A 24275-nucleotide genomic window follows, 5' to 3' on the forward strand; every position below is an offset into this window, starting at 1 on the left:
CGATGAATGCGCCATAGTGTGCCGGACCGTTTGTTCATGACGGCTATTTACTTTATTTTGCTAGTCTCGACGTTTATGATGCTGTACCCGTTCTGGAACTCGATCGTCATTTCATTCAATGCGGGAGCCGATACGGCGAAGGGCGGGGTCGCTTTTTGGCCAAGGGAATTCACATGGAGCAATTACGAGGTGGTATTTCAGGATAAAAGGCTGATGAACGGCTTTTTCATCTCCGTGCTGCGAACAGTAGTCGGGACGCTGTCCTCCATTTTGCTTACTTCCGTGTTTGCCTATGCCATGTCCAAGCGCCAGCTGCTGTTCCGCAAGTTTTACATGATTTTTTGTATCGCCACCATGTATTTCAGCGGCGGGCTTATTCCGAGCTTTCTGGTTAACCGGGAGCTGGGGCTGATGGACAGCTTTTGGGTGATGATTATCCCGGGCCTGATCAGCGTCTGGAATATGATTATCTTTCGCACTTTTTTTCTGGAGCTGCCGGAAGGGCTGGAGGAATCGGCGCGCATTGAGGGCTGCGGGAATTGGGGCACCTTTTTCAAAATCGTTATTCCGATCTCGGGGCCTGTTATTGCTACCTTATCGCTGTTCACTGCGGTAGGGCATTGGAATGACTGGTTTACCGCCAGCATTTACATTTCGGATGAACGGCTGCTGCCGATCCAAACGATTTTGCAGCAGATTTTGAGCTCGAACATTATGTCCGAGCAGCTGATGCAGACCAATGCCGCGGCACAGCACCAACTGTCCAGCATGCAGCAGGTGACGACCAAATCGCTTACAAGGGCGACGATGCTCGTGGCGACGATCCCGATTTTGGCGATCTATCCATTTCTGCAAAAGTATTTTACTAAAGGGTTATTGATCGGCTCTATTAAAGAGTAAGAGATATTGGTGTTAAAGCATCCTTGCTTTAATATAGCATTACAGGATTAGTGAAGAATCGGGAGGGGAAAAGAATGAAGAAGAAACGAACAGCGCTTGCGCTGCTGCTCGGTACCGGCTTGCTGTTGTCAGCTTGCAGCGGGAATGGCGGCAATCCGTCAAACGGCGGGGAGCAGACGGGGAAGCAGGAAGGAGCCAGCGGGTTTGTATTTGGCGAAACGCCGCTCAAATTTTCGTTCTACGGTAATTATGATTGGTACACAATGTATCCTTGGGGGCAGGACGCTGCGACGAAATGGATTCAGGATAACAAGAAGGTGACGGTCGAAGCGGTTCAAGCCGGCGGCGCCGCGCTGCAAAAGTTCAATACGATGATCGCCTCCAACAAGCTGCCGGACGTCATCTGGTCGGACCGGGGGAACGATATTGAGAAGCTGCGCAAGGCAGGCAAGCTCGTTCCGCTTGATGAATATCTGGATAAGTATCCGAACTTGAAAAAATGGGCCGGCGAAAAAACGTTGAATATGCTGCGTTCGGAAGATGGCAAATTGTATCAGTTCCCGAACTGGTATACGAAAGATCCGATGGGCAACGGCGGCTATGCAATCAACAACAAAATTTATAATGAATTGGGCTCTCCGAAGCTGGAAACGTTCGATGATCTTTACGCTTATTTGAAGCTGGTCAAGGAGAAATACCCGAAGGTCATCCCTTATGAAGTAGGAATGGCCGGGCAGGGCATTGATTTCTTCTATGCCGGCATGGCCGAGGACCATCCGGTAGGTTACATGCTGAGCGGCTATATGCCGCAAGGCGATAAGCTGACCTCGATTTTTGCCGATCCGGTGTTCCGGGAAGCGATGGTAATGGCGAACAAGTTTTTCAGCGAAAAGCTGATTACCCAGGATGCGCTAACACAAACGCTCGATCAGGTCAAAGAAAAAGTAAACAGCGGCAACGTTGCTGTGCTGGGCGCATTCAACACGACGGTCATCGGTACGGAGGCGAACACGCTGCTTAAGGCGAAAGATCCGGAAGGCGGCTATACGATGATTTGGCCGCTGCATAAGGAAGGTGTCGACCCGAAGAAAGTGTGGGTCAACGAGTTCGATTCATTAGGCTGGAATGTGGCGGTTATTACGACGAGCGCGGAAAATCCGGAAGGCATATTCGCATTTTTGGACTGGCAGACCGGCGAGGAAGGACAGCGGATCATTTTCTGGGGTCCGGAAGGCTTGTATTGGCAGGGTACGAATGAAAAAGGAGCGCCGGTCTACACCGATAAATATAAAACCGATGTTGAGCAGCGCACGAAGGATATGGCGGTTTGGAATGAGTTCCAGTGGGTAGGCAATACAGCCTTCATTGACGGCTCCAAGGCGGAAAATGAGCTGATCCTGCCGGAAGGGCAGCGGGATTGGGCAACCGTATCCCAGACGAATGTGGCATGGAAAACCTCGTTTGATATTACGCAATTCAGCAATATTAATCCGCTCCCAGAATCAGAGGAAGGGATTATCGACCAGCGGGTCGCCAATATTTTGGATCAGCTGCGGGCAAAAATTTTATATGCCAAAAACGAGCAGGAAGTCATCGCCTTGATCGACAAGGCGGGAGAAGAAGCCGAGAAGGCCGGTTATCAGAAATTGCTGGAGTACAAGACAGAAAGATGGCAAGCGAATTTGAAAAAAATGAATGGGAATTAAGGCGCGCAGCCTAAGCCTGGCTTGGCGTCTAATCCATAGAAGGGGTGAAAAGATGAAAATCAGCCTAAGAAGATGGACGTTGCTGTTGTTCATATGCGCGCTGCTGCTTCCCGCTTACAGTACAGCGGGGGCGGCTGGAGAGGGCAAGAATGGCGAACAGCAGCCGTTCAGCACGGAAATTATTGTGCGCACGGTCAATCAATTTGTGAGCGCCAGCGATGTCGTGCAGTTTATGAATATGGCGCAAGCTAACGATGTGGCAGTCATTAATTTGAACGTCAAGCAGGATGAGGACGACGAGGTGCCGTCCGGCTCTGTCTTCTATCAGAGCGCAATTGCCCCGATCGCCCCGGGCTACGAAAATTTCGACGCGCTGGCTGCTGTCATTGCAGAGGCGCATGCCCGCGGCATTAAAGTGCGCGCCTGGATTCCGCAATTCCATGATCAGGCAGCCGCGCTCAAGGATCCGGACTGGCAAATGCAAGCGCTCGTTAACGGCGCTGTCGTACCATTTACAGGCTCCGGCAATAGCGAATATTTCGTCAATCCGCTCCATCCCGGCGTGCAGGCCTACCAGCGCTCCATCATTAACGAGGTCGTCGCGAATTATGATGTGGACGGGGTTGTGCTCGACTGGCTGCGCTTTGACAACTACAATATGGATATGAGTACGTTCACGCGGACGAAATATATGACGGCTTACGGGATCGATCCGCTCAATATTGATTTGGAAACGGACAACGCAGCGCGCAGACAATGGAACAAGTGGCGGACCGAGCAAATCGGCCAGTATGTTCACGATGTGCGTACCGGGATGAAACAAATTAAACCGGTTGCAGAGCTGGGCGTGTACATTTTGCCGCCGGAATTCGTCGAGGTGGGACAGGATGTAGCCAAGTTTAAGGATGATGTTGATTTTATCGCGCCGATGGCTTATTTCGACGATTGGGATTTCGATCCGGAGTGGGTATATGAACAGGATGGAATTCTTGGCCAGACGAGAGCCAAGCTTGGCCCGCAGGCAGCGATCATTCCAACGCTCGATGACGACTGGCTTGATGAAGAGTATCAAGAGGTGTATGGCGGCATTAAAGAGCAGTTCCCGGATGTCACGCACTTGTCCTTCTTCGTTTACGGAAAATGGGAGGAAGAGCAGTTGCAAGTGATTAAGGCGCGGCGCAACTGGCCGACAAATGACGAGCCGCAGCCGGATCATACAGCCGATGCCGCTGCGGTGCTGCCGGGCCAATGGCAGGGAACGATTTTCCGCAATAGTACCGGATCGTCCAGTTATCAAAATTCAACAGGGACGTTCACCATTCGTAGTAGCGAATCGGATATATGGGGACGGGCGGACAGCTTCTATTACGTGAGCCGGCCGCTGCAGGGAGACGGCACGATCGTCGCACGCGTCAAGGAAATCAGCAATGCCGGCGAATGGGTGAAGGCCGGCGTCATGATCCGCGAATCGCTGTCCTCCTATGCCAAGCATGTTGATATGCTGCTGACGCCGGATCCGGACAATGGGGCCGGCTTCCAGTACCGCGAGCAGGAGAAGCGCAATACGCAGATCGAAATGTTCGAAGGCGTGAAGGTGCCTAAATGGTTAAAATTGAAACGAAGTGGGAATTTGTTCACAGGTTACTGGTCGGGCAATGGCCAGAATTGGACGAAGGCTTGGGAGGTTGAGCTGGCAATGGACGAAAATGTTCATATCGGCCTTGCCTTCAGCAACCCGAAAGATAATGAGAACGGACGCGCGAAATTTGACCGCGTTACGGTTACGGCTAATTAATTGAAGCGGCTTATACGATTTTGAAGCGCGTCACGCTTCTCCCGCTTGGGAAAGCTGGCGTGCTTTTTGTCTGAAGCGCCACGAGGAGTGGCGTTTGGCTTATCTTCACATTGCGAAGGAAATGTTGTATGAAATGCACAATTTTGCGGTCAGGTAGGCGGTTTTGGCGAAAATTGTGTACGTTATGCAACATTCTGGGGCTAGTCGTAGTGAACTCGATACGGATGTTTGCCAAGGCAGTTTGTTTCGCTACAGGGACGAGCCAGCCGTTTCTTCTCCACTGTGACCTACATCATAGCCGCCCAATGACTTTTGTTATTATGCTAGTTACAGAATGAAGCAAAAACACGCGGCGCTTTATGAAAGGGCTGTCGTTAGAGGGGGCGAATCGCCATGCTATCAGGCGTTTTATTGGCAGGCGGGGAGAACCGTGGCATGAATGGGGCAAACAGGGCGTTGCTCAAGCTGGGGGATGAGACATTTCTAGAACGGCAATTGCAGCAATTGGGCAAATGCTGTGACGATATTACAATTGTGACCACCGATCCTTCTTCACTGCTGCGTATCGTCGACCGTTCTGTACGGATCATTACCGATTACTTTCCGGTCAAAGGGCCGCTTAGCGGCATGCATGCCGGACTCGCCTTGGCTAAACATGACGATGTATGGATTGTTGGCTGTCATATGCCTTGTATATCCGCCGCTGCGGCAGAGCTGATGGTAGAGGAGAAGCGGCGGACAGGCTGTGACGCCGTTTTGCCGCAGACAGGCACGATTGATGATTTACTACATGGCATTTATGATAAGCGCTGCTCGGAGACGATCGGCCAACTGCTTGATGCAGGCAGATCGCAGATCACGGAACTGCTGCAGTTGCTAAGTTGGCGCGGCTTGCCGGAATCTTACTTCAGGCAGCGGTGGATTGACCCGAAATTTGTGACGGGCATTCATAATGAAGAGGATTATAACCGATTGCTTGCAGATATCGGGTCCGCTAGTTAGACTAATCGCAGTAAAAAGTGAGACCATGCACAATACCGATTTTCAGACCTTGATCGAAAAAGTGACGGATGTCATAGTCCGGCATGCGGTAGCGCAGTATGATGAAGACATAACGGAGGTGCATTCACAATGGCAATCAATCAAGCAGACGTAATGGGAGAGAAAAAAGCAGGCGCTCCTTGGCGCGGGTTTACGGCAGGGGCATGGCAAAAGGGAATCGACGTGAACAGTTTTATTGAGCGCAATATTACACCTTATGACGGGGACGAACAATTTTTGTCCGGGCCGACGCCGGAGACGGAAGCGCTGTGGCAGCAAGTTCTCGAATTAATGCGGCAGGAGCGGGAAAAAGGCGGCGTGCTTGATATTGATGTTGATACAGTATCGACGATTACTTCTCATCAGCCAGGCTATATCGACAAGCAGCTTGAACAAATTGTCGGCTTGCAGACCGATGCGCCGCTGCGGCGTTCTGTCCAGCCGTTCGGCGGCATCAGAATGGCTGTCGATGCATGCGAGGCTTATGGCTACAAGCTGCCGGAGGAAATGGAGCGGCTATTTACCGAAATTCGCAAGACGCATAACCAAGGCGTATTCGATGCTTATACAACCGAAATGCGTACGGCGCGCCGTGCCGGCATTATTACCGGCCTGCCGGATGCTTACGGCCGCGGCCGCATCATCGGCGACTATCGCCGTGTAGCGCTGTATGGCGTCGACCGGCTTATTTTGGCCAAGAAGGAAGAATTGCTGCTGCTTGAGGTTGATGCGATGACCGAAGACGTGATGAGGCTTCGTGAGGAACTGTCCGAGCAAATCCGCAGCTTGCAGGAGCTTAAGCAGATGGCCGCTTCTTACGGTTACGACATCGCCGGGCCGGCGCATAATGCGCAAGAAGCGATCCAATGGCTATATTTCGCCTATCTGGCGGCGATAAAAGAGCAGAATGGCGCTGCAATGAGTCTTGGACGGGTATCGAGCTTCCTCGATATTTATATTGAGCGCGACCTGGAGGAAGGGACGATTACCGAAGCGGAGGCGCAGCAATTAGTCGATCATTTTGTCATGAAGCTGCGGCTGGTCAAATTCCTGCGGACGCCGGACTATAATGAGTTGTTCAGCGGCGATCCGACATGGGTGACAGAAGCTGTGGGCGGTATGGGACTGAATGGCAAGACAAGAGTAACGCGCAATTCGTTCCGCTTTTTGCATACGTTATACAATCTGGGGCCTGCGCCCGAGCCGAATTTAACGGTGCTGTGGTCTTCAGCTTTGCCAGAAAAATTCAAAAAATATTGCGCCAAAGTATCAGCGGAAACAAGCTCCATTCAGTATGAAAACGACGATCTGATGCGCCCGCATTTTGGCGATGATTACGGTATTGCTTGCTGTGTATCGGCGATGCGCATCGGCAAGCAGATGCAATTTTTCGGTGCTCGCGCCAATATGGCCAAAGTGCTGCTTTATGCCATCAATGGCGGGATCGACGAGAAACTGGGCGTTCAGGTTGGCCCGGCAATGGCGCCAATTACTTCCGAAATACTCGACTATGACGAAGTAATGGCAAAATTTGAGACGGTGCAGGATTGGCTCGCACGTTTATACATGAATACGCTGAATGTTATCCACTACATGCACGATAAATATTTGATCTTTTTAAGAGTGGCGTAATTACGCGGAATGGGCTATGTAACGGAATGTGTTTACCCACAAGTTACCCACAAAATATTAATTCATGATTTTCTCGAACCGATCAGGCACAAGTTTTTGTTGTTCCTTTGTTACATGGAGGTAGATTCGTTTTGTAATCCCGTCGTCCCTGTGACCAAGCCTTTCTTGTATTACTGCCAGTTGCTCCCCTCCTGCAGCTAGAAGTGAGACGTGCGTATGTCGTAAGCTGTGGGGAGTAAGACTATCAGGTAGTTCAGCGAGCGCGGCAAGCAGCTTGAAACGTCTCCAAATCCCGTCTGGTCGAAGAGGGTATCCAGGGTATTTAGGGCTCCAGAAAATAAAATCTGAATCATGCTTGACCCTCTTATCATTTGTTTTTTGGTTCCTCCAAGCTAACTGAGCTTTTAACGCTTTAATAACCGTTTCACCAATTGATACTTTTCGAATGGACGATTTGCTTTTTGGTGGCCCGAGGTGATAATTTTTGACGCTTGATAAGATGGTAAGTGTTTTTGTTATTGATAATGTACGTTCTTTTTCGTTAAAATCGGATACTTTTAAAGCCATTAGTTCTCCGATCCTGATCCCTGTGTAAGCGAGGGTTACAAATATGGCATATTCTTGCGGTTCGCCACGGAACCTAACCAATTGGAGAAAGTGTTTCAATTCTTTTTGCTCCAAGAACTTTGGAACATCAAACTCTCCGGATTCAATTTCCTCAAGCGTTTGTTTAAATACCGGTAAAACGGATTTCTCAGCTGGACTTTCAGCAATGATGTTTTTACGTACTGCGTCGGCAAACATCATCCTAGCGCCAGCATGGTATTGTCTAATAGTATTCTGCTTTTTCCCCTCTCGTTTTAGCTCAAGTAACCATTCCTGATAGTCATCAACTGTTATGTCTTTCAATCGTTTGTTTTCCCCTACATAGCCCTCAAGTGATTTCAAGGCTGTTTCACGACCGCGCTGTGTATACTTCCTCGGATCCCGTTCGGCCTCATAAGACTTTAACCATTTTTCTTTCCAGACTCCAAACGTTATATTCTTCTCATCGACCAGTTTGCCGCGCTGCTTGTCCGCGGCGATCAGAATGCCGGCGTCATAGGCCTCTTTGGCCGTTGGATATGACGGTGTTTCTTTCTGTTTCCTCTTTACTTTACCTTCCACAACAACCTCGACGCTATACCGATACGTATAACGGCCACCCCGTTCCCGGACTCCAGGCGGGAGCTTCTTCTTTTTCTTCTCGTTAGCAGTCTCCTTTTTCGCCATTTGAATCCTCCTTCGCATAATCCTTTATTATCAATTGAGTTCCTTTCGCAGTCTCCCCGATCAGTTTGCCGTCTTTCACGAATACCCTTTCAAATACTGGGATTCGGCGTACTGCTGGTTTTGGGGTACGTGCCTTATTGTCCTTGTAAGCCTGCAAATCAATGACCATTGTTTTACTCATCTCCTCAAACGAGAATATATGTTTGGTTTAATGCGTATAATGAACAGCCTTGCGACTGGAAAGCGCAAAGTTTAATAGAAATCATGAAATAATTCAGGTATGCCACAGCGGATCAGAAATTGCCGCTTCGTCTCACCAGGTTCCGGTTCGTTGAGGCCAATCATTAGATGGATCGCGAACCGGTTCGCCTGCCGTTCCAGCTTGTCCACTGAGAAGAGTGTATTGCTCCTTAGGAACGGCGTGTTAACTCCTGGATGAAGAATCCCATGCCCCAACTCATGAGCACCAGCGAAAATGGTAATCTCATAATTAAGGCGGTTATTGATGTGAATGCAAGGTATTCGGTTGATGCGAGTAAAGTAACCCCAAGTGTTTTTTCCTAAGTCTTCGTACAGAACCTTGTAATTCTTCTGCGCTGCGATCTCTAAAGGTGAATTGGTTCCGTGGGTAAGAATGAGTTCCCGAGCTTTCTTTTTCTCCATCTCGATGCCCCCGGAATATCATTTTCGGTATTTTTTTGGTGTGAACTTTTTCTTCGCCATCTCCTTTGACATGCGAATGGTGTTTTCTAATGAAATGCGAAGCAGTTCACGATCTTCATCATCCATCGGTTCACCCATGAAATTATATTGCGCTTCTGACTTCAGGTTGCTCATCATCGTTTCAAGCTGTAAAGCAATGTCGCGTTCATCTTTTTCAGTTAGAGCGTAGTACGGCTTTAGTGTATCCGGATCATCTGTGCGACCAAGCAGGTAATCAACTGATACGTTGAAATAGTCTGCTACTTTTTCTAATGTTTCTGACTTTGGGCTTTGTGTTTTCCATTTATAAAAAGCATTTTCACTAAAGCCTAATTTTTGAGCCACAACCTTCATATTTTCTCCGCGCTTTTCAGATAATTCCTTAACTCTATTAAAAAGCATAGTACCAACCCTTCACTTGCTTAGGTAAACAAATTATACAAATGGATACTTTTTGGTTGACATGGGTATCCAACTGTATTATTATGTTCACATAAGCTAATTTGTTGGCTAAAAAGACATTAAAAATATGACCTATTCAAATACATTTTTAACGTTGGGGAACGGGTGAAATGTAATGTTTACAGGCTTTTCAAAGTCTTATTTAGCTATGACTAAATAGTATACTATTGGATACTTATTGTCAATAATCAGCTAACAAATTAGCTTAAAAAATACTATGGGAGGTTGTGTGGCGAATCAACAATCAGTAATCGATCATCAGGGGCAATGAGAGCTTACAACGGCATTGCGACGTCAATCGAAAATAAAGCGAGGTGTTGACATGAATGAAAATTTGGGCATGAAAGTACGTTCGGAGTTATTTAGACGGAAGATGAGTCAAAAAGAGTTAGCCGAAATAGTTGGCATCTCGAATGCTTATCTATCGGATATTATTCGCGGTCGGAAAGATGGGCCAAAAGCTCAGGAACACATCAAACACATCTGCAAGATTCTATCCATTTGAAAACTAAATAGAAAGAGAGGGAATGGCATGAATCAATCACCAACAGAACTCCCGCCCGTTCTTACTCTGCTCGAATCCGCCCAATATCTGCGGCGCTGTACGCGGACTGTAAGGCGTCGTATTAAGGCGGGGGAGCTTCGCAGCTATAAGGAAGGTCAGGAACACCGTATCCGGCGCGAGTGGCTGCTGGAATACGAGCAGCGGTTGATAGACGGAGGGGAATAACATCACTCCGGACACTTATCGATTCGAGGTGATTACAGTGCAAATTGGTATTGGGATTCACCCGGTGCATCGCCGGCTTGCAGAGTTGACAGAGAAGGCTTTGAGGATCGGAAACTGGCAGCAACTTCCGATGCAAGAGCAGAAAGAAGTCGAACACTGCATTCGCATCAATGCAAAGATCGTCCGCAAGCACGATGAGCTCCATCAACTTTTAAAGATCGCTTATGCGATGAACGATGTTGAGTGGCAGCATGATATCTGTCGGCAAATTGAACAGTTGGAAAAATCAATGTGAAAGGAGAAATGAACAGATGACCAAACTTGTATTCATCGAAAACGGCAAGACGGTAACGGACAGCCTGACAGTGGCCGCATCATTCGCGAAAGAGCATAAACGAGTGATGCAGGATATTAGACTGCTGGGATGCAGTGAAGAATTTAGACAGCACCATTTTGTGCTCTCCTCTTACAGGACGGAGCAGAACAAAGAGTTGCCCAAGTACATCCTGACAGAGCAAGGCTTCGCTTTGTTGGCAATGGGATATACAGGCCACAAGGCGACGGAGTTTAAAGAGCAGTACATTTCAGAGTTCCACCGCATGCGCTCTACCCTTGAAGCTGCTCCATTCGCTTCCTTGAGCAAAGAAATGCAGGCAATATTTATTATCGACAAGCGCAGCCAAGAGGTAGAGCAGCGAGTCGAGCAGTTGGAGAACAACACAACGGTCGATTACGGCCAGCAGCAGACGCTCAAGCAGTTCGCTAACAGGAGAGTCCTGCAAATCATTGGCGGTAAGTTATCGGCAGCGTATCGGGACAGCAGCTTACGAGGAAAGGTTTATTCCGCACTCTGGAACGATTTTAAAGAATACTTCACAGTCAATTCGATGTGCAACACAGCTCGCAAGGATCTTGATCGGGCGCTGGATTACATCGATCGGTGGTCAGCCCCGAACAACCTGCTAATGGAGATCGAGGCTGCCAACGCTCAAATAACAATCTGAAAGGAGTCTGAACCATGAAAATTACGCTTACTGGAAGTTTCGTGTTTCCGGGCGTGCCACATTACATTTTCGCGTCGAATGGGATGTATCTGAAAGTAAGCTGCATCTTGTCTGTATCAGCAACAAAGCGGATTGTAAATAAACTATTGGAGGCTTGATAGGATGCGCAAACGTAACCGACTACGCATAGCCGGCATAACGGTAGCCGTCCTTATCATAGCTGCAGCATGCGGCTACCATTCCCCTCCGGCAGTGGAGAGAGAGGAGGAAGGCGAGTGGAAGGATATAACCTCTCAGAAGTCAAGCAGATCAAAAAGACAAAGGATGAAGCTATAGTAAACGCTCTGCTTGAGCAAGGCTGGATACTGGTCGATTTCACGCGCGGTAACATGGATCATTCGTTTTTGCTTGTACTTATCGATTAAGAAAGGAGCAATCGCAATGAGAGAAGGGGACATAAACTTTGGTGCCATGCTGGCAGTTATAGGGCTCACATCCGGACCGGTACTTGTAAGCGACAGAGTCTTCAAAGGTCGAGAGCTTGCTCAACTACTTGCTGATTTTCGGGCCCAGGAAAGCATTCGCCCGATGACTGCCCGCATCCTGACAGAAACGGAGGCGAGCGTGCATGCCTGATGAAATCTTGGATCGGTTGGGCAGTTACTTTGTTCATCATAACTTGTATGAGAAACACGGCGTTACATTCGAGCGTTTTGTTCAAATGTGGAAAAACGGCACTTGGGAGCCGTGGTGGGTATGAACGATGATCGCTCTGAACAAATCGACGAATGCTGCAATAGCAGCTGTCAGGCGCCAATCCATGCCGGCCAGAACGTATATAAAGCTGGCGAGGATGTTTACTGCAGCTTCCGATGTGTTGCGGAGGATTTGAAGGATAGCAAGCCGGAAACTTTCATTATTTAAGGAGGGAGCCGATTCAATGCATTCAATCGAAGATTTGATTAATCAAAAGATCGCAATCGCCAAAAGAGCTGGGGAACTGCACGGTGAAATTAAGTCCCTGCGGAAAATGATCGAATGGACGGAATCCAAAAAAACAGCAGTTGTCCGTGACGGAAAGAAACTTCCGGAATCTATCACAGTCAGAGTACCAGTAACTCATAATGAAACATTCGTTCTCCATTCAAATGAATGGGATCGGGAAGGCACCCGGCTGCACGATATGGTGTTACAACTTGTTAAATCACTGCTGGCAGACCGTGAGAGCGAGCTTAATGACTTGATTAAGGTAATGCAGTAGGAGGTTCCATGAAACCAAAACATAGCAAGCCTGATTCCCGGGGCATGATGTTCGTCGCTTGCTCTGAATGCCAGCGGGGCGGTAACGGTGATGCAAGTTGTAGCGCCGGATGGCGTGTAAAGCGTGGCGGTCCGGTAAAGGGCGCCTGTTTCTCAGGAGAACTACTAGAAAAATATAAATCGGAGGTAATCACCCATGTTCAAAGATAAAAAACAAGCATTCCGTTGTGCCAAGCAATCAGCAGCCGCAAAGGAGTTCGCTATCTTTAAATCACGCAGGCAGCTGAAGGCAGCAAAGTCTGAGAAAACGCCGTATGAGCCTGGCAAGCTTGGTCTGTCGGCAGTGTCGGAGGCGATCAAAGCGGAGTACGGCCGCATTATTACTCGCAGGGAGCGCAAGCGCCTGGCAAAAGCTAAAGGCACGCCGTTCCAAGCTTTCACGGCAAGGGGGTAAAGCAATCAATGGACCGCATCGAACTGTTTTCTTTAAAATTCAGCTATTTCAAAGGACTCATATCTTTTAACCTGCAGGCAGACGGAGCGGACACAGATGTGTACGGCGACAATGCTGCCGGCAAGACAACGCTTTTTGACGGCTTTTACTGGCTCCTATTTGACAAGGACAGCCGGGATAAGGCGCAGCCGGAGAAATGGATTAAGACGCTCGACGAGTCCGGCAATCCCTTAAGTGGCGTGGAACACGAAGTCGAGGGCTTGCTGTTGATCAACGGCCAACGCCGAACGCTCAGGAAGGTGTTTTCCGAAAAGTGGACGAAGAAGCGCGGAACTGCAACGGCCGAGTTTACCGGACACAAAACAGATTATTTTATCGACGGCGCTCCGCTCAATAAGGGCGAATACAACGCCGAGATTGCCCGGATCATCGACGAGGACAAATTCAAGCTTCTGACCAGCCCGCATTATTTCAACGAGCAGTTGGACTGGAAGAAGCGGCGCCAGTTGCTGCTGGAGGTTTGTGGCGATGTGACGGATCAGGAAGTCATTGAGAGCAATGATGCTCTTTCTGCGCTTCCCGGCCTAATGGAAGGCCGTACGCTGGACCGTCACCGGGACAAAATCAAAGCCGATCAGACTCGCGTCAATAAGGAGCTGGCTGACATCCCGGTCCGCATATCCGAAGTGCAGAGGGGCATGCCGGCCACAGGCGGGATCGATGAGCAGACTGCACAACAGCAACTCGAAGCGCTCCGGGGCCGCATCCAAGGAAAAGATGCCGAGCGGACGCGCATCCAGTCGGGCGGTGAAATCTCAGTTAAAACAAATCGGCTACGTGAGATCGAGGGCGAGTTGCTGCAACTGAAGAACACCATTCAAGCTGGCGGGATTGAGAAAATTGCAGCACGACGCCAAGTGCTATCAAAAGAGCGAGGGCAGGCGGCTGAAATTGAAGACCGGATCAAGCGCACAGAACGGCAAATCGAGTCTCTGCAGCGTCAGGTGGCTGAGAATGTAGAGGGCCGGAATAAGCTCCGAGCCGATTTGAAGGCTGTTAAGGAAAGGGAGTTTGCCCACAACTGCAGCGACTCCTGCCCAACATGCGGCCAGGCGTTGCCGGAAGATGAGGTTGCTGCTTCAATCGAAAAGGCACAGCAACAGTTTAATTCGCAGCGATCTGAGCAGCTTGAGCACATCCAGACAATGGGACGGGGTATGAAAGCCCAAGCTGATGAGTGGGAGAAGGAAATTTCCAATCTCACCGAAAGGCTGAAGGTTGATCGTGAAGCGTTATTGTCCGCTCAATCGGTAGCTGCCGCGACAGATGAAATAATTAAAAATTTACAAGTATCTTTACAAGACGTTGACACCGATCCGGCCTACATAGCCAAGCTGCAGGAGCGATCGGATGTAGAGCAAGAGATTCGGGAACTGCGGTCGTCCGCTGCCGGAGTGTTGGAATCGTCCCGGATGGAGCTTGCGAAGCTCAGGACGGAAGCAGAGGCGCTGGAGCGCAATCTTGCTAGGTTTGAGCAGGTGCGAGCAGGCAAAGCCCGTATCGAAGCGCTGAAGGATCAGGAAAAGCAATTGGCAAGGGAATACGAGGGGCTTGAAATGCAGCTGCATCTGACAGAAGAGTTCATTCGTACCAAAGTCCGTATGCTGGAAGATAGGATTAATGCGAAATTCAAATCAGTTCGATTCAAGCTCTTCGAAACGCAGGTGAACGGCGCGGTCAACGAAGTGTGCGAAACGCTATACGGCCCGAACCTGGTCCCTTATGGCAACGGCCTTAACAGGGCTGCTCAGATCAATGCCGGCTTGGACATTATCAATACGCTGTCAGAGCATTATGGCCTTGCAGCTCCGATCTTTATCGACAACGCCGAGGCAGTGACGCAGCTGGCCGAGACGGCCGGGCAGCAGATTAGGCTGATCGTTAGCAAAGATGATAAGCAATTGCGGGTAGCAAACAACTAAATTAAATCTGGAGGCGACAACCTTGAGTAACCAAACAACCTATTCCACAGGACTGACAAAAGTTAACGATACGTTTCTTCCGATGATCCAGAGTCAATTAACTGGAAATGGCATCAATATGGATCAGTACGCAAAGCAATGCGTTATGAACGCTCTCTCAGCTATCAATGGGGTTCTGGATGCAAAAGGTATTTCCTTTAATGACCCAAACCTCGACAAAAACAATCTGACATCGACGCTGCTGCAGGTCGCCGCATTGAAACTGAATGCTTCTGCAAGCCCGCGGGAAGTATACTTCCAAACACGGAACGTAAAGGTGAAGGTTGACGGGAAAGACGTTTGGAAAAAGCAGATTGAAATGGGCATCGAGGGTGATGGCAACGACGCGATCCTCAGCAATTTCGGCCGGAACGTTGACCAGGTCCGCCCATATTGGCTGGTGCGAGAAGGCGATGATTTCGAATATCCAACATTCAGCGGACTGGAAATGTCGCCGCCAAAATGGACGCCAAAGGGCAAGGGCGAGGTTGTCCGGATCGTCTATCCTATCATCTTCAAAGACAAGAGCATTCAATATTTTATTGGCGAGCGTGACGATGTAGCGAAAAACCTCATTGCTCACATTAGCAATAACATGATGAATGAAACGTTCGGCGTTCTACCGGCTGGCAAAACCCGTTATGACGCCAACGCCGAGCAATCCAAGAAGATTGCCGAGAAGAAAGCAGAGTTCTTGAAGAAGGCTGCTGGACTAGGATTGGCAGCACTGGACGATCCGGAATTACAGAAATGGATTAGCCCAGCATGGATGGAGTTCCAAAGCCGCGAGTCGATGATCATCCGGAAAATTCGGAACAACATCGTCAAGAAGATTCCGAAAGATTTCGGTAGCGCGTATGTTGAAATGCTTCACTCTGATGCAACGGACGATACCGCTTATGAAGTCCGTCAGGAGATTAATGAGAATGCGAATCGGGATTTCATTGATATTGAGCCGATCCCGCCAAGCCAGCCGGCAGCAGAAGCGCCGCAAGGTGAGCAGCCAGTAGATATGCCGCCGGCGGATCTGGAACAGCCGCAAGATAAGCAGCCAACGCAGCAGAAAACTCAGCCGCAGGCCACAGAAAGCGAAGACTGGTAATGATCGCTATTTCACCGATTGGCTCCAGCAGCGCCGGTAACGCCTATCACGTAACGGACGGCAAGACCGGGCTGCTACTGGAATGCGGTATCCGATTCAAGGATATTCGGCGGGCTCTTAACTTTCAAACAGCCGATATAGCGGCTTGCTTGATCTCACATGAACACACTGACCATTGCAAAGGCGCAGCCGATGTTATGCGGGCTGGCATCGACATTTACGCTTCAGAGGGAACGTTTGCGGCAGCCGGGTTGGCCGGACATAGGGCGATCCCAATCCAAGCCGGCAAGCAGTTTACTATCGGCACATGGACGATCCTGCCTTTCAAGGTTGAGCATGATGTCGAGGAGCCGCTTGGATTCTTAATGGCGAATCAAGCAGGCGAGAAGCTGCTGTTTGCGACGGATACCTATTACATCCAGTACAGGTTCAGCGGACTAAATTACATTATGGTTGAATGCAACTACTCGACTGCGATCCTTGACAGTAATATTGCGGCCGGACTCGTACCGCCCGGGATGAAACGTCGGCTGCTTCGATCGCATTTCAGTCTGGAGAACGTGAAAGACTTCTTTCGAGCCAATGACATGAGCAGCGTCAAGGAGATTTGGTTGCTGCATCTGAGTGACACAAACAGCGATGAAGCACTATTTAAACGCGAAATACAAGGGCTGACGGGCGCCGTCGTCCATGTGGCAAATCGATGAAAGGTTGTGGAACGATGGAAAAAATGACAAATCACTATCGGAGAAAAATAGAGAACGTGCTATCTATGCCTGGAACTAAGTCATTTCCGAAAGAAGTAGTCGGGTTCATGATGGAGCACATCAAGGATCTGGAGAAGGCTGGTAAGGAAATTGCTGATCGTATGGCAGAAAACATCGCTCAGCTTCAGCGGGAGAAAGGCGAGCTGAGTCAAGAGCTGGCTATAGCAAATGACGGCATCCGGCGTTTGAATATCGCACTGGAGAAAGAACGCGAAGGCAAGAAGGTCAAGCTGCCGAGGGAATTGGCAGATGCCTTAGAACGCCTGAGAAATATAGGAATATCCGATTATGGAATCATTGCTTACTCCAATATAACGACAATGCTTTGGCGTGATTATTCTAAAGGAACTATTGATGATTTAAAGATTGTCCACAGTTTCCAGACATCAGATACCCTGCTCCCCGCCATTGTCAACGGCTACACGGTCGAAGAGGAGCCAACGACAGAGGATAAGCTCCGGGAACGATTCGAGGAGCGACTGAAGCATTACGAAACATCCAGCGGCATTCCATTAGATTCCTTGGCGGCTGTGCTCGTTGTCGAAGCTCGTGAAGTCCTGGCAGAAGATCGGCAGCAAGAATAAAAGAATGGGTGAGGTGAATGGCGAATCCGCAACCGGATAAATACACCAAGATCGCTAATGAGCTGATGGAACAGGTCCCGCGGTTTAAATTTAACGGTACTCAGTTCCGAATCATCCTTGTCATTTGGCGATACACATACGGTTTCGGCCGGAAAAGCTCGGATTTTTCTGTCTCGTATATTGCCGAAGCTACGGACATAAACGAGCGTCAGATCGAACGGGAATTGAAAGTTCTAATTCAAAAAAATGTAGTTCATGTCGTTTCTGAGTCAGTTGGAAGGAGGTCGCGGATTTTGACATTTAACAAAGATTACGATTCTTGGATAGACGTAGACCCGGCTAAAAAGACGGTACAAGATGAGATTTCTTTCCCCGGCGAATTAGACGGTCTTTCCCCGGCTAAAAAGACGGTACAACCGCATCGTAGCCCCGGCGAATTAGCCGGCCAAGAAAGAAAGGTTTTAAAGAAAACCTTAAAGAAAGGGATTCACGACGAAATTATCAATTATTTGAACGAAAAAACCGGGAAGAAATATAGTTCGAAAGTGAAGACGACAAGAGAGCTAATTAACGGTCGTTTGAATGAAGGACGTACCTATGAAGACTTTGTTTACGTAATCGATACAAAATGCAGTCATTGGCTCGACGATCCTAAAATGTTTGAGTATCTCAGGCCGGATACGCTTTTCAGACCGACGAATTTCGATAAGTATTTAAACCAGTCTCCAAAGATAGCTCGCGATGCTGCTATCGAGTCAAGGGATAAAGAGGTAGCGTTCCAACAATGGGTTCAGGAGGGGAACGATCCGGATGAATTCGACTGGAGTTGAATACAGCCATGATCTGCAGGCTGAGCAATCTGTTTTAGGAGCAATCTTCATCAAGCCTGACTGTCTGGACGATATCGGGTTCTTGGAGCCGAGAGATTTTGCCTTTGAGCGTCACCAGCTCATTTACAAGGTCATGCTTTACTTATACCGTTCCAACAATCCTGTAGACATTGTGACGGTTACAGAGCATTACAAGCGGCGTAACCGTCTCGAAGACCTGGGCAGCATTCAATACATCATGGAGTTAGAGCGCAGTTGTCCCACTGCTTCAAGTGTCGTCCATTACGCCAATATTGTTCGCTCCAAGGCGCTTGGACGGCGTGGGGAAGAAATCGGCAGGCAGATATCGGAGCTATCCCGAGATAACTTCGAAAGCGATGAGGAGTATTTTTCAACAATTGAAGAAATGGTCGATGAACTGCGGCCGCAAGAAGTGTCAGGCATGATGAGCTTCGAGGAAATGGAAGCCGACTACATGGATCATTTAGAGGAACAGCCGGAGAAGATGCTGAGTGGTTTCGACCAGTTTGATAAATGGGCGCAGGTATGGCGGGGATGGCTTTACATCATCGCCGGGCGTCCATCGGTAGGAAAGACAGCTAAGGCACTTCAGTTGGGCGTGGGAATCGCCAGACAGCGAACTGAGATCGATCGGATACTGGTTGATCTAAAGAATGCTGGAGTGGTTGCAATATTCTCGCAGGAGATGGGGCGCCGAGAATTGATTGACCGCATAATTTCTAATCTGTCTGGAGTCAGCTACAACCGAATCATTAACAAAGGCGGCGAAGAAGGCTTCACCATTGAAGAACGTACAAAAATCATTAACGCCTATGAAGAACTGAAAACATTGCCTATTTATATCCAAGACAAAGCTGCCGTCACAATCGAAGAAGTGCGCTCGACTGTCCGGCGCTTGAAGAAGAAACATGGGAAAATCGCAGCAATTATCGTGGATTACCTCCAAATCATGAACATCCCACAAAAGAGTGGGGAGCGCCGTGACCAAGCAATAGGCCGGGTAACTCAGACAGCGAAGCAGATTGCAAGGCAGATGAATTGCTGCTTTATCCTGCTATCGCAGATGACAAGGGATAGCGAAAATTCGGAGGAGCCGAAACTATCCCACCTGAAAGAGTCCGGCAGCATTGAGCAGGATGCGGACGTTGTCGAATTCCTCTGGCACGATCCGGACGATACAGAGCAAGGCGGTAAGGTTATCCAGTCCGTTTTTGCCAAAGGCCGCAACATCGGAACTAATAAATTCCGCTATCTCTTCCAGGGCTGGCTGCAGCGCTACAAGGAGCTAGAGAAAAAGGAAGTGGTTAGAACTGAGCGCAAAAACCAATGGCAGAAGAATCGAAAATGAGGAGCAGTATCAGGCCTCACTAAAATGGCTGGTCGCAAAGGCTGCCGAGTTGGATCAGGTTGAAGGGGATCCGCTGCTAGAAGGTGCTGAACGCGACAAACTAATGCGCACCTATGATTACGTGGCAGCCCAAGTCCTTGACTACAAACGAAGGGAACGTGAATCGAGAGGAGGATAACCGCGATGCAAAAGCACCGATGTAATTACCCGGAATGTGGTAAACAAAAAACTGGCACGTTTGCGCTTGTGCCGCTATGCAGTATGCACTTGGATGTGATTTGGGAAGAAACCAGACGCTATTATTCCAAAAAAATAACTTCGAACCATATAGACGCGCGTCCGATTTATCAAAAGATTGCCCCGCTCATACCCTGGAGCCGGAAGGCATGAGGCCCGGCCGGTACGATCCGTATTTTGATGGAGATCCATGGGAGGTTATCTATGACGATGCCGGCAGGGTGATAGCAGAGATTTACTGCTATTGGGAGATTGACTATAAAAAACTGAAGGAGGAGAGACAGAGCAATGCGACACGTGGGGATCGACCCGGCAACAACAACGGGCATCGTCGCCCTCGATCCAGACGGAAAGCTCATCGGCTGGAAAGAGATTAAGGGAAAAGGCGATACTGCCCCCCGCCGGATAAACATGATTTTCAACTCTGTCTATGCCCACCTGCGGGAAGACGACAATGTTTGCATCGAAGGTTTTGCTATGGAGGCATTCGACACAAACAAGGTTTCAAGCGGATTTAACTGGGCAGCAAGGCTTGCTACAGATCGGAGAATTGGCAGTTTTGAAGTTGCCACGCCGAATCAGCTCAAAAACTTTGTTGATGTTTCTGAGTATGGTCCCGATCCGGACCGACCAGGTAAGAAGCGTAGGCTTAAAGGCGATGAGGTGAAGCGGCGTGTTCAGGCGGCCGTAGAGGCTCATTGGGGCGATCAGCCGCCAACCTTTAACATCGCTGACGCTTATGTGCTGGCAAGAATAGCCGAAGCGATTTGGCGGGTCAACAAGGGCGAGACATTTGTGAATGACTACCCGAGCTATCAGAAAGAAGTATTGATAGCTATACTGCACCCTGAAATCGCGAAGGAGAAGAAGAAGAAGGCTAGGGAAAGAAAGAAGGCCCGCGAGGAAGCGAAGGCGGCGGCTGAGGAGAAGCAAGAAACATTGTTCTAAAAGGGAGATGTTGAGTAAATGCAAATCTATAAGCCGAATGCAGAGGGGAACGGGTATTTCTATCACGTTCGTATTTATCAAGAAGCATTACTTACCTACAAACAGCAATTAGAAAGAAAACATCGGGAGAGAGTCAGTACAACCGATCCAGATGATACCACTGACTATGATGCGATGGATTGGTACAAGACAGAAGAAACAAGTTTTGCCGAGAAGGAATGGGAAGACCTTGTCACCCGTATCCGTAATCATTTCAAGATGAAGGGCAATATCATCTACCAAACCGAAAGGGATGAACATTACGCCTATTTTACAGGTTCAGTGATTTTTCTAAAGGGAAGCTTCATGCTCAGGGAACGCATCTGGATTTATCATTCTTCAACTATCCAGTTTGATGAGCAAAGATTTATGACCGATTTGACCAGAATAGGCCGGTGGGAGAAGTGATCCGAATGAATTGGCGAAAAGCGAAGCTTTACGAACTGCGCGTAATCCTGCACGATGACAAATTTGCATCGTTAGCTGATCGGCAGGCCGCTGAGGCCGAGCTGGTACGCCGGAGGAAGCAACGGCATGCCAGGATGCAGAACAAGGAAAGGAAGGTATACCCGCGATGAGTGATAAAACGAAAATCGAATGGACAGACGCTACGTGGAATCCGGTCACAGGCTGCAGTAAGGTCAGCGAGGGCTGTCGTAACTGCTATGCCAAGTCCTTCACAGAGCGATTCGAGGGGACGCTAGGGCACTATTTTGAAACTGGCTTCAAAGTAACACTTCGACCGGAAAAGCTGGATCAACCGATACGGTGGCAGCGGCCGCGCCGGATATTCGTCAACAGCATGAGCGATCTGTTTCATAAGGATGTGCCAGATGATTACATTGACAAAGTATTTGCTGTAATGGCACTGGCACCAAGGCATACATTTCAAGTACTGACCAAGCGGCCCGAGCGCATGAAGAACTATTTACAAGGATTAGAAACAAGAGGCCCAGCTGCTGTACTGAGTCATGCTGCTGAATTGCTAACTGGTGACGAACTAGCTAATTACTACGTTCATAACCGGAATAAGTGCGGAGCAACGGACAAACCAGGCTGGCCATTAAAAAACGTCTGGCTCGGTGTGAGCGTGGAGAACCAGAAGGCTGCGGATGAAAGGATTCCGCTGCTGCTTCAAACGCCTGCGGCGGTCCGGTTCTTGAGTTGCGAGCCGTTGTTAGGCCCGGTCAACCTTTCGATGTGGCTTATGACTCCTGGATGGGTTCCTACCTACTACGACCCGGACAATATCCACGGATATCCAGATGCAGAGCCGACAAACGAGCATATTCAATGGGTAATAACTGGCGGCGAGAGCGGCCCCGGCGCTCGGCCGATGCATCCGGACTGGGCGCGTAGCTTGCGGGATCAATGTCAGGCTGCAGGAGTTGCGTTTCACTTCAAGCAGTGGGGGGAGTGGAGTAATCCTGGCGCCTCTTGGGTAGGGATAAAGGCAATCGATGAACGGAACCAATATCAATTTGACGACGAAACTTGGGTTTGGAAAATTGGCAAAAAAATAACCGGCCGCATGCTGGACGGGCGAACATGGGATGAGTTCCCGGTGATAGAGTGATGGCCGAATTTAGCAGAAACAAAGACATTGACTACCGCTATCGTAAATACTCCAGGCGGCATAACGAGATAAATCTGGCCGTCAACGTCCGTAAAAGCATCCTGGAGCTGCGGAGCATTTACGGAGATTACACCGATCAAGAGTTCGCGGAGTGGTACGGCGGGCGCTATGGGGTGCGGCCAGAGGCGATATTGGTTGTCATTAGAAATCGAAATGCAGGTGAAACTGTATGAATCAACTCATGCTCGATCTTCAGCAGTATGGCCCATGGCTTGTCACACATAAGGGAGACCGGTCTTGCCGCCTACTGGCCGACCGACATTACAGCCGGCAGACACCTGGTGCTGATATGTTTTGTAGGCCTGGGCGGAACCTGGTGCTTCGGACCGCTTGGGGTGATGCCGTATGGGTAACGTGGGATGGCATCAGGGACGACGGGCTGCGGGCATGGGAGTGTACTATATTCCGCAATGAGAGCCCGCATCTGAGCAGTGACCTTGTTGTGGCAGCCACTTACGCGACGGTGAAAGAGTGGGGAGAGCCGCCACCTGATGGCATTATTACTTATGTCGATGCTAGAAAGATTCGGAGTGTAAACCCAGGATGTTGCTTTAAGGCTGCTGGGTGGCGGTCGATTGGCACTAGCAAACGGAGAGGATTGGCTTTGTTGCAGTGGAAAGGTGTGATGCCAAATTGATTTTACAAGGCGACTGCCGGCTTGTTATGCAGAAGTTGGAGACGGAACGCTTCTACACTTGCGTAACTTCCCCGCCATACTGGGGGCTGAGAGATTACGGCATCCCGCCGAGCGACTGGCCGGAAGTGAATTACACGCCTATGCCCGGTCTGCCGCCTGTCACCGTGCCCGCATGGACCGGCTGCCTCGGTCTGGAGCCTACCCCTGAAATGTTTGTCGCTCATACTGTGCTTGTCTTTCGGGAAGTATGGCGTGTGTTGAGGCTGGACGGAACTCTTTGGATGAATTTTGGCGATGCCTATGCAACTACCGGATATAAAACACATAGCTCTAAATCAGATGTAGCAGGCTGGGATTCTGACAGAAGGGGTCAAAGTGTAGCAAGGACAGCGATATCAGGAATCAAGGTCAAAGACTTGATAGGCATTCCTTGGCGCGTCGCATTTGCTCTTCAGGCTGACGGCTGGTATCTGAGGATGGACAACATTTGGAGCAAGCCGAATCCAATGCCGGAAAGCGTCCAAGACAGGCCGACTAAAGCCCACGAGTACATGTTTCTACTGTCAAAGTCAGAGCGCTATTACTACGACAAAGAGGCGATCAAGGAACCTGGCGCACAAGACGAGTGGGCAAACGGATTCCGGGGCGGATCCTACACAGGAAATGAAACAATTGACAACCAGGCAGGCGGGAAGCGAAAAGCCCGCGGGAATTTTCGAGTCGGTACCGGAGTTGGGTTCGGGCATGGGACAGATGCAGAAACAAGGAGGCGCGGGCGGATCAAAGCCAATTCTTTTGCTCGAGCTGTTAAAGAATCACCGCCGCCCGGGCAACCGCATCAGCACCGCCCAGATCGGGAGGATATTGAGTATAACGGCATGAGGAACAAGCGCAGCGTTTGGACAGTGGCCACCCAGCCATTCCCGGAAGCACATTTTGCCACATTCCCCGAAAAACTGATTGAGCCTTGTATATTGGCCGGCGCGCCGCCAGGTGGTGAAGTGCTCGATCCGTTCGGAGGATCCGGCACAACATTGAAGGTCGCGCATGCCCTTGGTCGGGAATGTACGATTATCGAAATCGGCAAACAGTACATTGATATAGCCGAGCGCCGGACGGCGGCGGTACAGCAAAAACTATTTTGAAA

30 protein-coding genes and 1 pseudogene are annotated in these 24275 nt (G+C 49.4%); 27 read left to right on the plus strand and 4 right to left on the minus strand.

Features of this window, described 5'->3' with window-relative positions:
- Positions 1-6: 6 nt before the first annotated feature.
- The 5 genes and pseudogenes from ACFQ0N_RS01475 to ACFQ0N_RS01495 all read left to right on the plus strand — a co-directional run.
- Positions 7-900, plus strand: a complete 894-nt coding sequence (locus ACFQ0N_RS01475) for a carbohydrate ABC transporter permease (protein WP_379322566.1) — start codon at positions 7-9, stop codon at positions 898-900.
- Positions 901-974: 74 nt separating this feature from the next.
- Positions 975-2606, plus strand: a complete 1632-nt coding sequence (locus ACFQ0N_RS01480; RefSeq protein WP_379322567.1) for an extracellular solute-binding protein — start codon at positions 975-977, stop codon at positions 2604-2606.
- 52 nt (positions 2607-2658) lie between these two features.
- Positions 2659-4401, plus strand: a complete 1743-nt coding sequence (locus ACFQ0N_RS01485; RefSeq protein WP_379322568.1) for a family 10 glycosylhydrolase — start codon at positions 2659-2661, stop codon at positions 4399-4401.
- 393 nt (positions 4402-4794) lie between these two features.
- Entirely contained in the window at positions 4795-5403 is a 609-nt protein-coding gene (mobA, locus tag ACFQ0N_RS01490) for a molybdenum cofactor guanylyltransferase (protein ID WP_379322569.1), read from the plus strand.
- A gap of 129 nt (positions 5404-5532) precedes the next feature.
- Positions 5533-7050: pseudogene (locus ACFQ0N_RS01495) on the plus strand (pyruvate formate lyase family protein); the annotation flags it as partial.
- An 81-nt stretch (positions 7051-7131) separates the two neighbouring features.
- Here ACFQ0N_RS01495 and ACFQ0N_RS01500 read toward each other — a convergent pair.
- The 4 genes from ACFQ0N_RS01500 to ACFQ0N_RS01515 form a co-directional block, all read right to left on the minus strand.
- The gene (locus ACFQ0N_RS01500; protein WP_379322570.1) at positions 7132-8346 is read right to left on the minus strand and encodes a tyrosine-type recombinase/integrase; all 1215 of its coding nucleotides are present in this window, start codon (positions 8344-8346) and stop codon (positions 7132-7134) included.
- Positions 8324-8515, minus strand: a complete 192-nt coding sequence (locus ACFQ0N_RS01505; RefSeq protein ID WP_379322571.1) for a hypothetical protein — start codon at positions 8513-8515, stop codon at positions 8324-8326. The genes ACFQ0N_RS01500 and ACFQ0N_RS01505 overlap by 23 nt, the downstream gene beginning before the upstream one ends.
- An 83-nt stretch (positions 8516-8598) precedes the next feature.
- Positions 8599-9009 carry an ImmA/IrrE family metallo-endopeptidase gene (locus ACFQ0N_RS01510; protein WP_379322572.1) on the minus strand — a complete coding sequence of 137 codons (411 nt, stop codon included), beginning with the start codon at positions 9007-9009 and terminating at the stop codon, positions 8599-8601.
- An 18-nt stretch (positions 9010-9027) separates the two neighbouring features.
- A complete protein-coding gene (locus tag ACFQ0N_RS01515; RefSeq protein WP_379322573.1) occupies positions 9028-9450 on the minus strand; it encodes a helix-turn-helix domain-containing protein in 423 nt (140 codons plus the stop codon).
- Between the two features lie 382 nt (positions 9451-9832).
- On the opposite strand from ACFQ0N_RS01515, the gene ACFQ0N_RS01520 reads away from it, so the two are divergent.
- The 22 genes from ACFQ0N_RS01520 (at position 9833) to ACFQ0N_RS01625 (ending at position 24273) form a co-directional block, all read left to right on the plus strand.
- Positions 9833-10015: a helix-turn-helix domain-containing protein gene (locus tag ACFQ0N_RS01520; protein WP_379322574.1), complete on the plus strand. Its 183-nt coding sequence runs from the start codon at positions 9833-9835 to the stop codon at positions 10013-10015.
- A gap of 27 nt (positions 10016-10042) precedes the next feature.
- Positions 10043-10240, plus strand: a complete 198-nt coding sequence (locus ACFQ0N_RS01525; protein WP_379322575.1) for a helix-turn-helix domain-containing protein — start codon at positions 10043-10045, stop codon at positions 10238-10240.
- Between the two features lie 37 nt (positions 10241-10277).
- On the plus strand, positions 10278-10535 hold the full coding sequence (locus ACFQ0N_RS01530) for a DUF7667 family protein (protein ID WP_379322576.1): 258 nt from the start codon (positions 10278-10280) through the stop codon (positions 10533-10535).
- Between the two features lie 16 nt (positions 10536-10551).
- Positions 10552-11244: an ORF6C domain-containing protein gene (locus tag ACFQ0N_RS01535; protein WP_379322577.1), complete on the plus strand. Its 693-nt coding sequence runs from the start codon at positions 10552-10554 to the stop codon at positions 11242-11244.
- Positions 11245-11519: 275 nt separating this feature from the next.
- On the plus strand, positions 11520-11669 hold the full coding sequence (locus tag ACFQ0N_RS01540) for a hypothetical protein (RefSeq protein WP_379322578.1): 150 nt from the start codon (positions 11520-11522) through the stop codon (positions 11667-11669).
- Positions 11670-11872: 203 nt separating this feature from the next.
- Positions 11873-12004: a hypothetical protein gene (locus tag ACFQ0N_RS01545; protein ID WP_379322579.1), complete on the plus strand. Its 132-nt coding sequence runs from the start codon at positions 11873-11875 to the stop codon at positions 12002-12004.
- A complete protein-coding gene (locus ACFQ0N_RS01550) occupies positions 12001-12168 on the plus strand; it encodes a hypothetical protein (protein WP_379322580.1) in 168 nt (55 codons plus the stop codon). The genes ACFQ0N_RS01545 and ACFQ0N_RS01550 overlap by 4 nt, the downstream gene beginning before the upstream one ends.
- A gap of 16 nt (positions 12169-12184) precedes the next feature.
- Positions 12185-12505 carry a hypothetical protein gene (locus tag ACFQ0N_RS01555; RefSeq protein ID WP_379322581.1) on the plus strand — a complete coding sequence of 107 codons (321 nt, stop codon included), beginning with the start codon at positions 12185-12187 and terminating at the stop codon, positions 12503-12505.
- Positions 12506-12700: 195 nt separating this feature from the next.
- Positions 12701-12958, plus strand: coding sequence for a hypothetical protein (locus tag ACFQ0N_RS01560; protein ID WP_379322582.1), 258 nt, complete (start codon positions 12701-12703; stop codon positions 12956-12958).
- An 8-nt stretch (positions 12959-12966) separates the two neighbouring features.
- The gene (locus ACFQ0N_RS01565) at positions 12967-14940 is read left to right on the plus strand and encodes a hypothetical protein (RefSeq protein ID WP_379322583.1); all 1974 of its coding nucleotides are present in this window, start codon (positions 12967-12969) and stop codon (positions 14938-14940) included.
- 22 nt (positions 14941-14962) lie between these two features.
- Positions 14963-16081, plus strand: a complete 1119-nt coding sequence (locus tag ACFQ0N_RS01570; RefSeq protein ID WP_379322584.1) for a hypothetical protein — start codon at positions 14963-14965, stop codon at positions 16079-16081.
- Positions 16081-16788, plus strand: a complete 708-nt coding sequence (locus ACFQ0N_RS01575; RefSeq protein ID WP_379322585.1) for an MBL fold metallo-hydrolase — start codon at positions 16081-16083, stop codon at positions 16786-16788. The genes ACFQ0N_RS01570 and ACFQ0N_RS01575 overlap by 1 nt, the downstream gene beginning before the upstream one ends.
- 14 nt (positions 16789-16802) lie before the next feature.
- Positions 16803-17432: a hypothetical protein gene (locus ACFQ0N_RS01580; protein ID WP_379322586.1), complete on the plus strand. Its 630-nt coding sequence runs from the start codon at positions 16803-16805 to the stop codon at positions 17430-17432.
- Positions 17433-17449: 17 nt separating this feature from the next.
- Complete coding sequence (locus tag ACFQ0N_RS01585; RefSeq protein ID WP_379322587.1) at positions 17450-18262, plus strand: conserved phage C-terminal domain-containing protein; 813 nt, start codon at positions 17450-17452, stop codon at positions 18260-18262.
- Complete coding sequence (locus ACFQ0N_RS01590; RefSeq protein WP_379322588.1) at positions 18243-19631, plus strand: replicative DNA helicase; 1389 nt, start codon at positions 18243-18245, stop codon at positions 19629-19631. Before ACFQ0N_RS01585 ends, ACFQ0N_RS01590 begins: the two co-directional genes overlap by 20 nt.
- Before the next feature lie 525 nt (positions 19632-20156).
- The gene (locus tag ACFQ0N_RS01595; protein ID WP_379322589.1) at positions 20157-20816 is read left to right on the plus strand and encodes a hypothetical protein; all 660 of its coding nucleotides are present in this window, start codon (positions 20157-20159) and stop codon (positions 20814-20816) included.
- Positions 20817-20834: 18 nt separating this feature from the next.
- A complete protein-coding gene (locus ACFQ0N_RS01600; RefSeq protein ID WP_379322590.1) occupies positions 20835-21263 on the plus strand; it encodes a hypothetical protein in 429 nt (142 codons plus the stop codon).
- A 5-nt stretch (positions 21264-21268) separates the two neighbouring features.
- Positions 21269-21433, plus strand: a complete 165-nt coding sequence (locus tag ACFQ0N_RS01605; RefSeq protein ID WP_379322591.1) for a hypothetical protein — start codon at positions 21269-21271, stop codon at positions 21431-21433.
- Positions 21430-22431, plus strand: a complete 1002-nt coding sequence (locus ACFQ0N_RS01610; RefSeq protein ID WP_379322592.1) for a DUF5131 family protein — start codon at positions 21430-21432, stop codon at positions 22429-22431. Before ACFQ0N_RS01605 ends, ACFQ0N_RS01610 begins: the two co-directional genes overlap by 4 nt.
- On the plus strand, positions 22431-22664 hold the full coding sequence (locus ACFQ0N_RS01615; RefSeq protein WP_379322593.1) for a hypothetical protein: 234 nt from the start codon (positions 22431-22433) through the stop codon (positions 22662-22664). Before ACFQ0N_RS01610 ends, ACFQ0N_RS01615 begins: the two co-directional genes overlap by 1 nt.
- Positions 22661-23128, plus strand: a complete 468-nt coding sequence (locus ACFQ0N_RS01620; protein WP_379322594.1) for a hypothetical protein — start codon at positions 22661-22663, stop codon at positions 23126-23128. The genes ACFQ0N_RS01615 and ACFQ0N_RS01620 overlap by 4 nt, the downstream gene beginning before the upstream one ends.
- Positions 23125-24273 carry a DNA-methyltransferase gene (locus tag ACFQ0N_RS01625; protein ID WP_379322595.1) on the plus strand — a complete coding sequence of 383 codons (1149 nt, stop codon included), beginning with the start codon at positions 23125-23127 and terminating at the stop codon, positions 24271-24273. The genes ACFQ0N_RS01620 and ACFQ0N_RS01625 overlap by 4 nt, the downstream gene beginning before the upstream one ends.
- Positions 24274-24275 lie beyond the last annotated feature (2 nt).

This window comes from Paenibacillus sp. GCM10027626 (assembly GCF_042676285.1).
Taxonomy (GTDB): Bacteria; Bacillota; Bacilli; order Paenibacillales; family Paenibacillaceae; genus Paenibacillus_Z.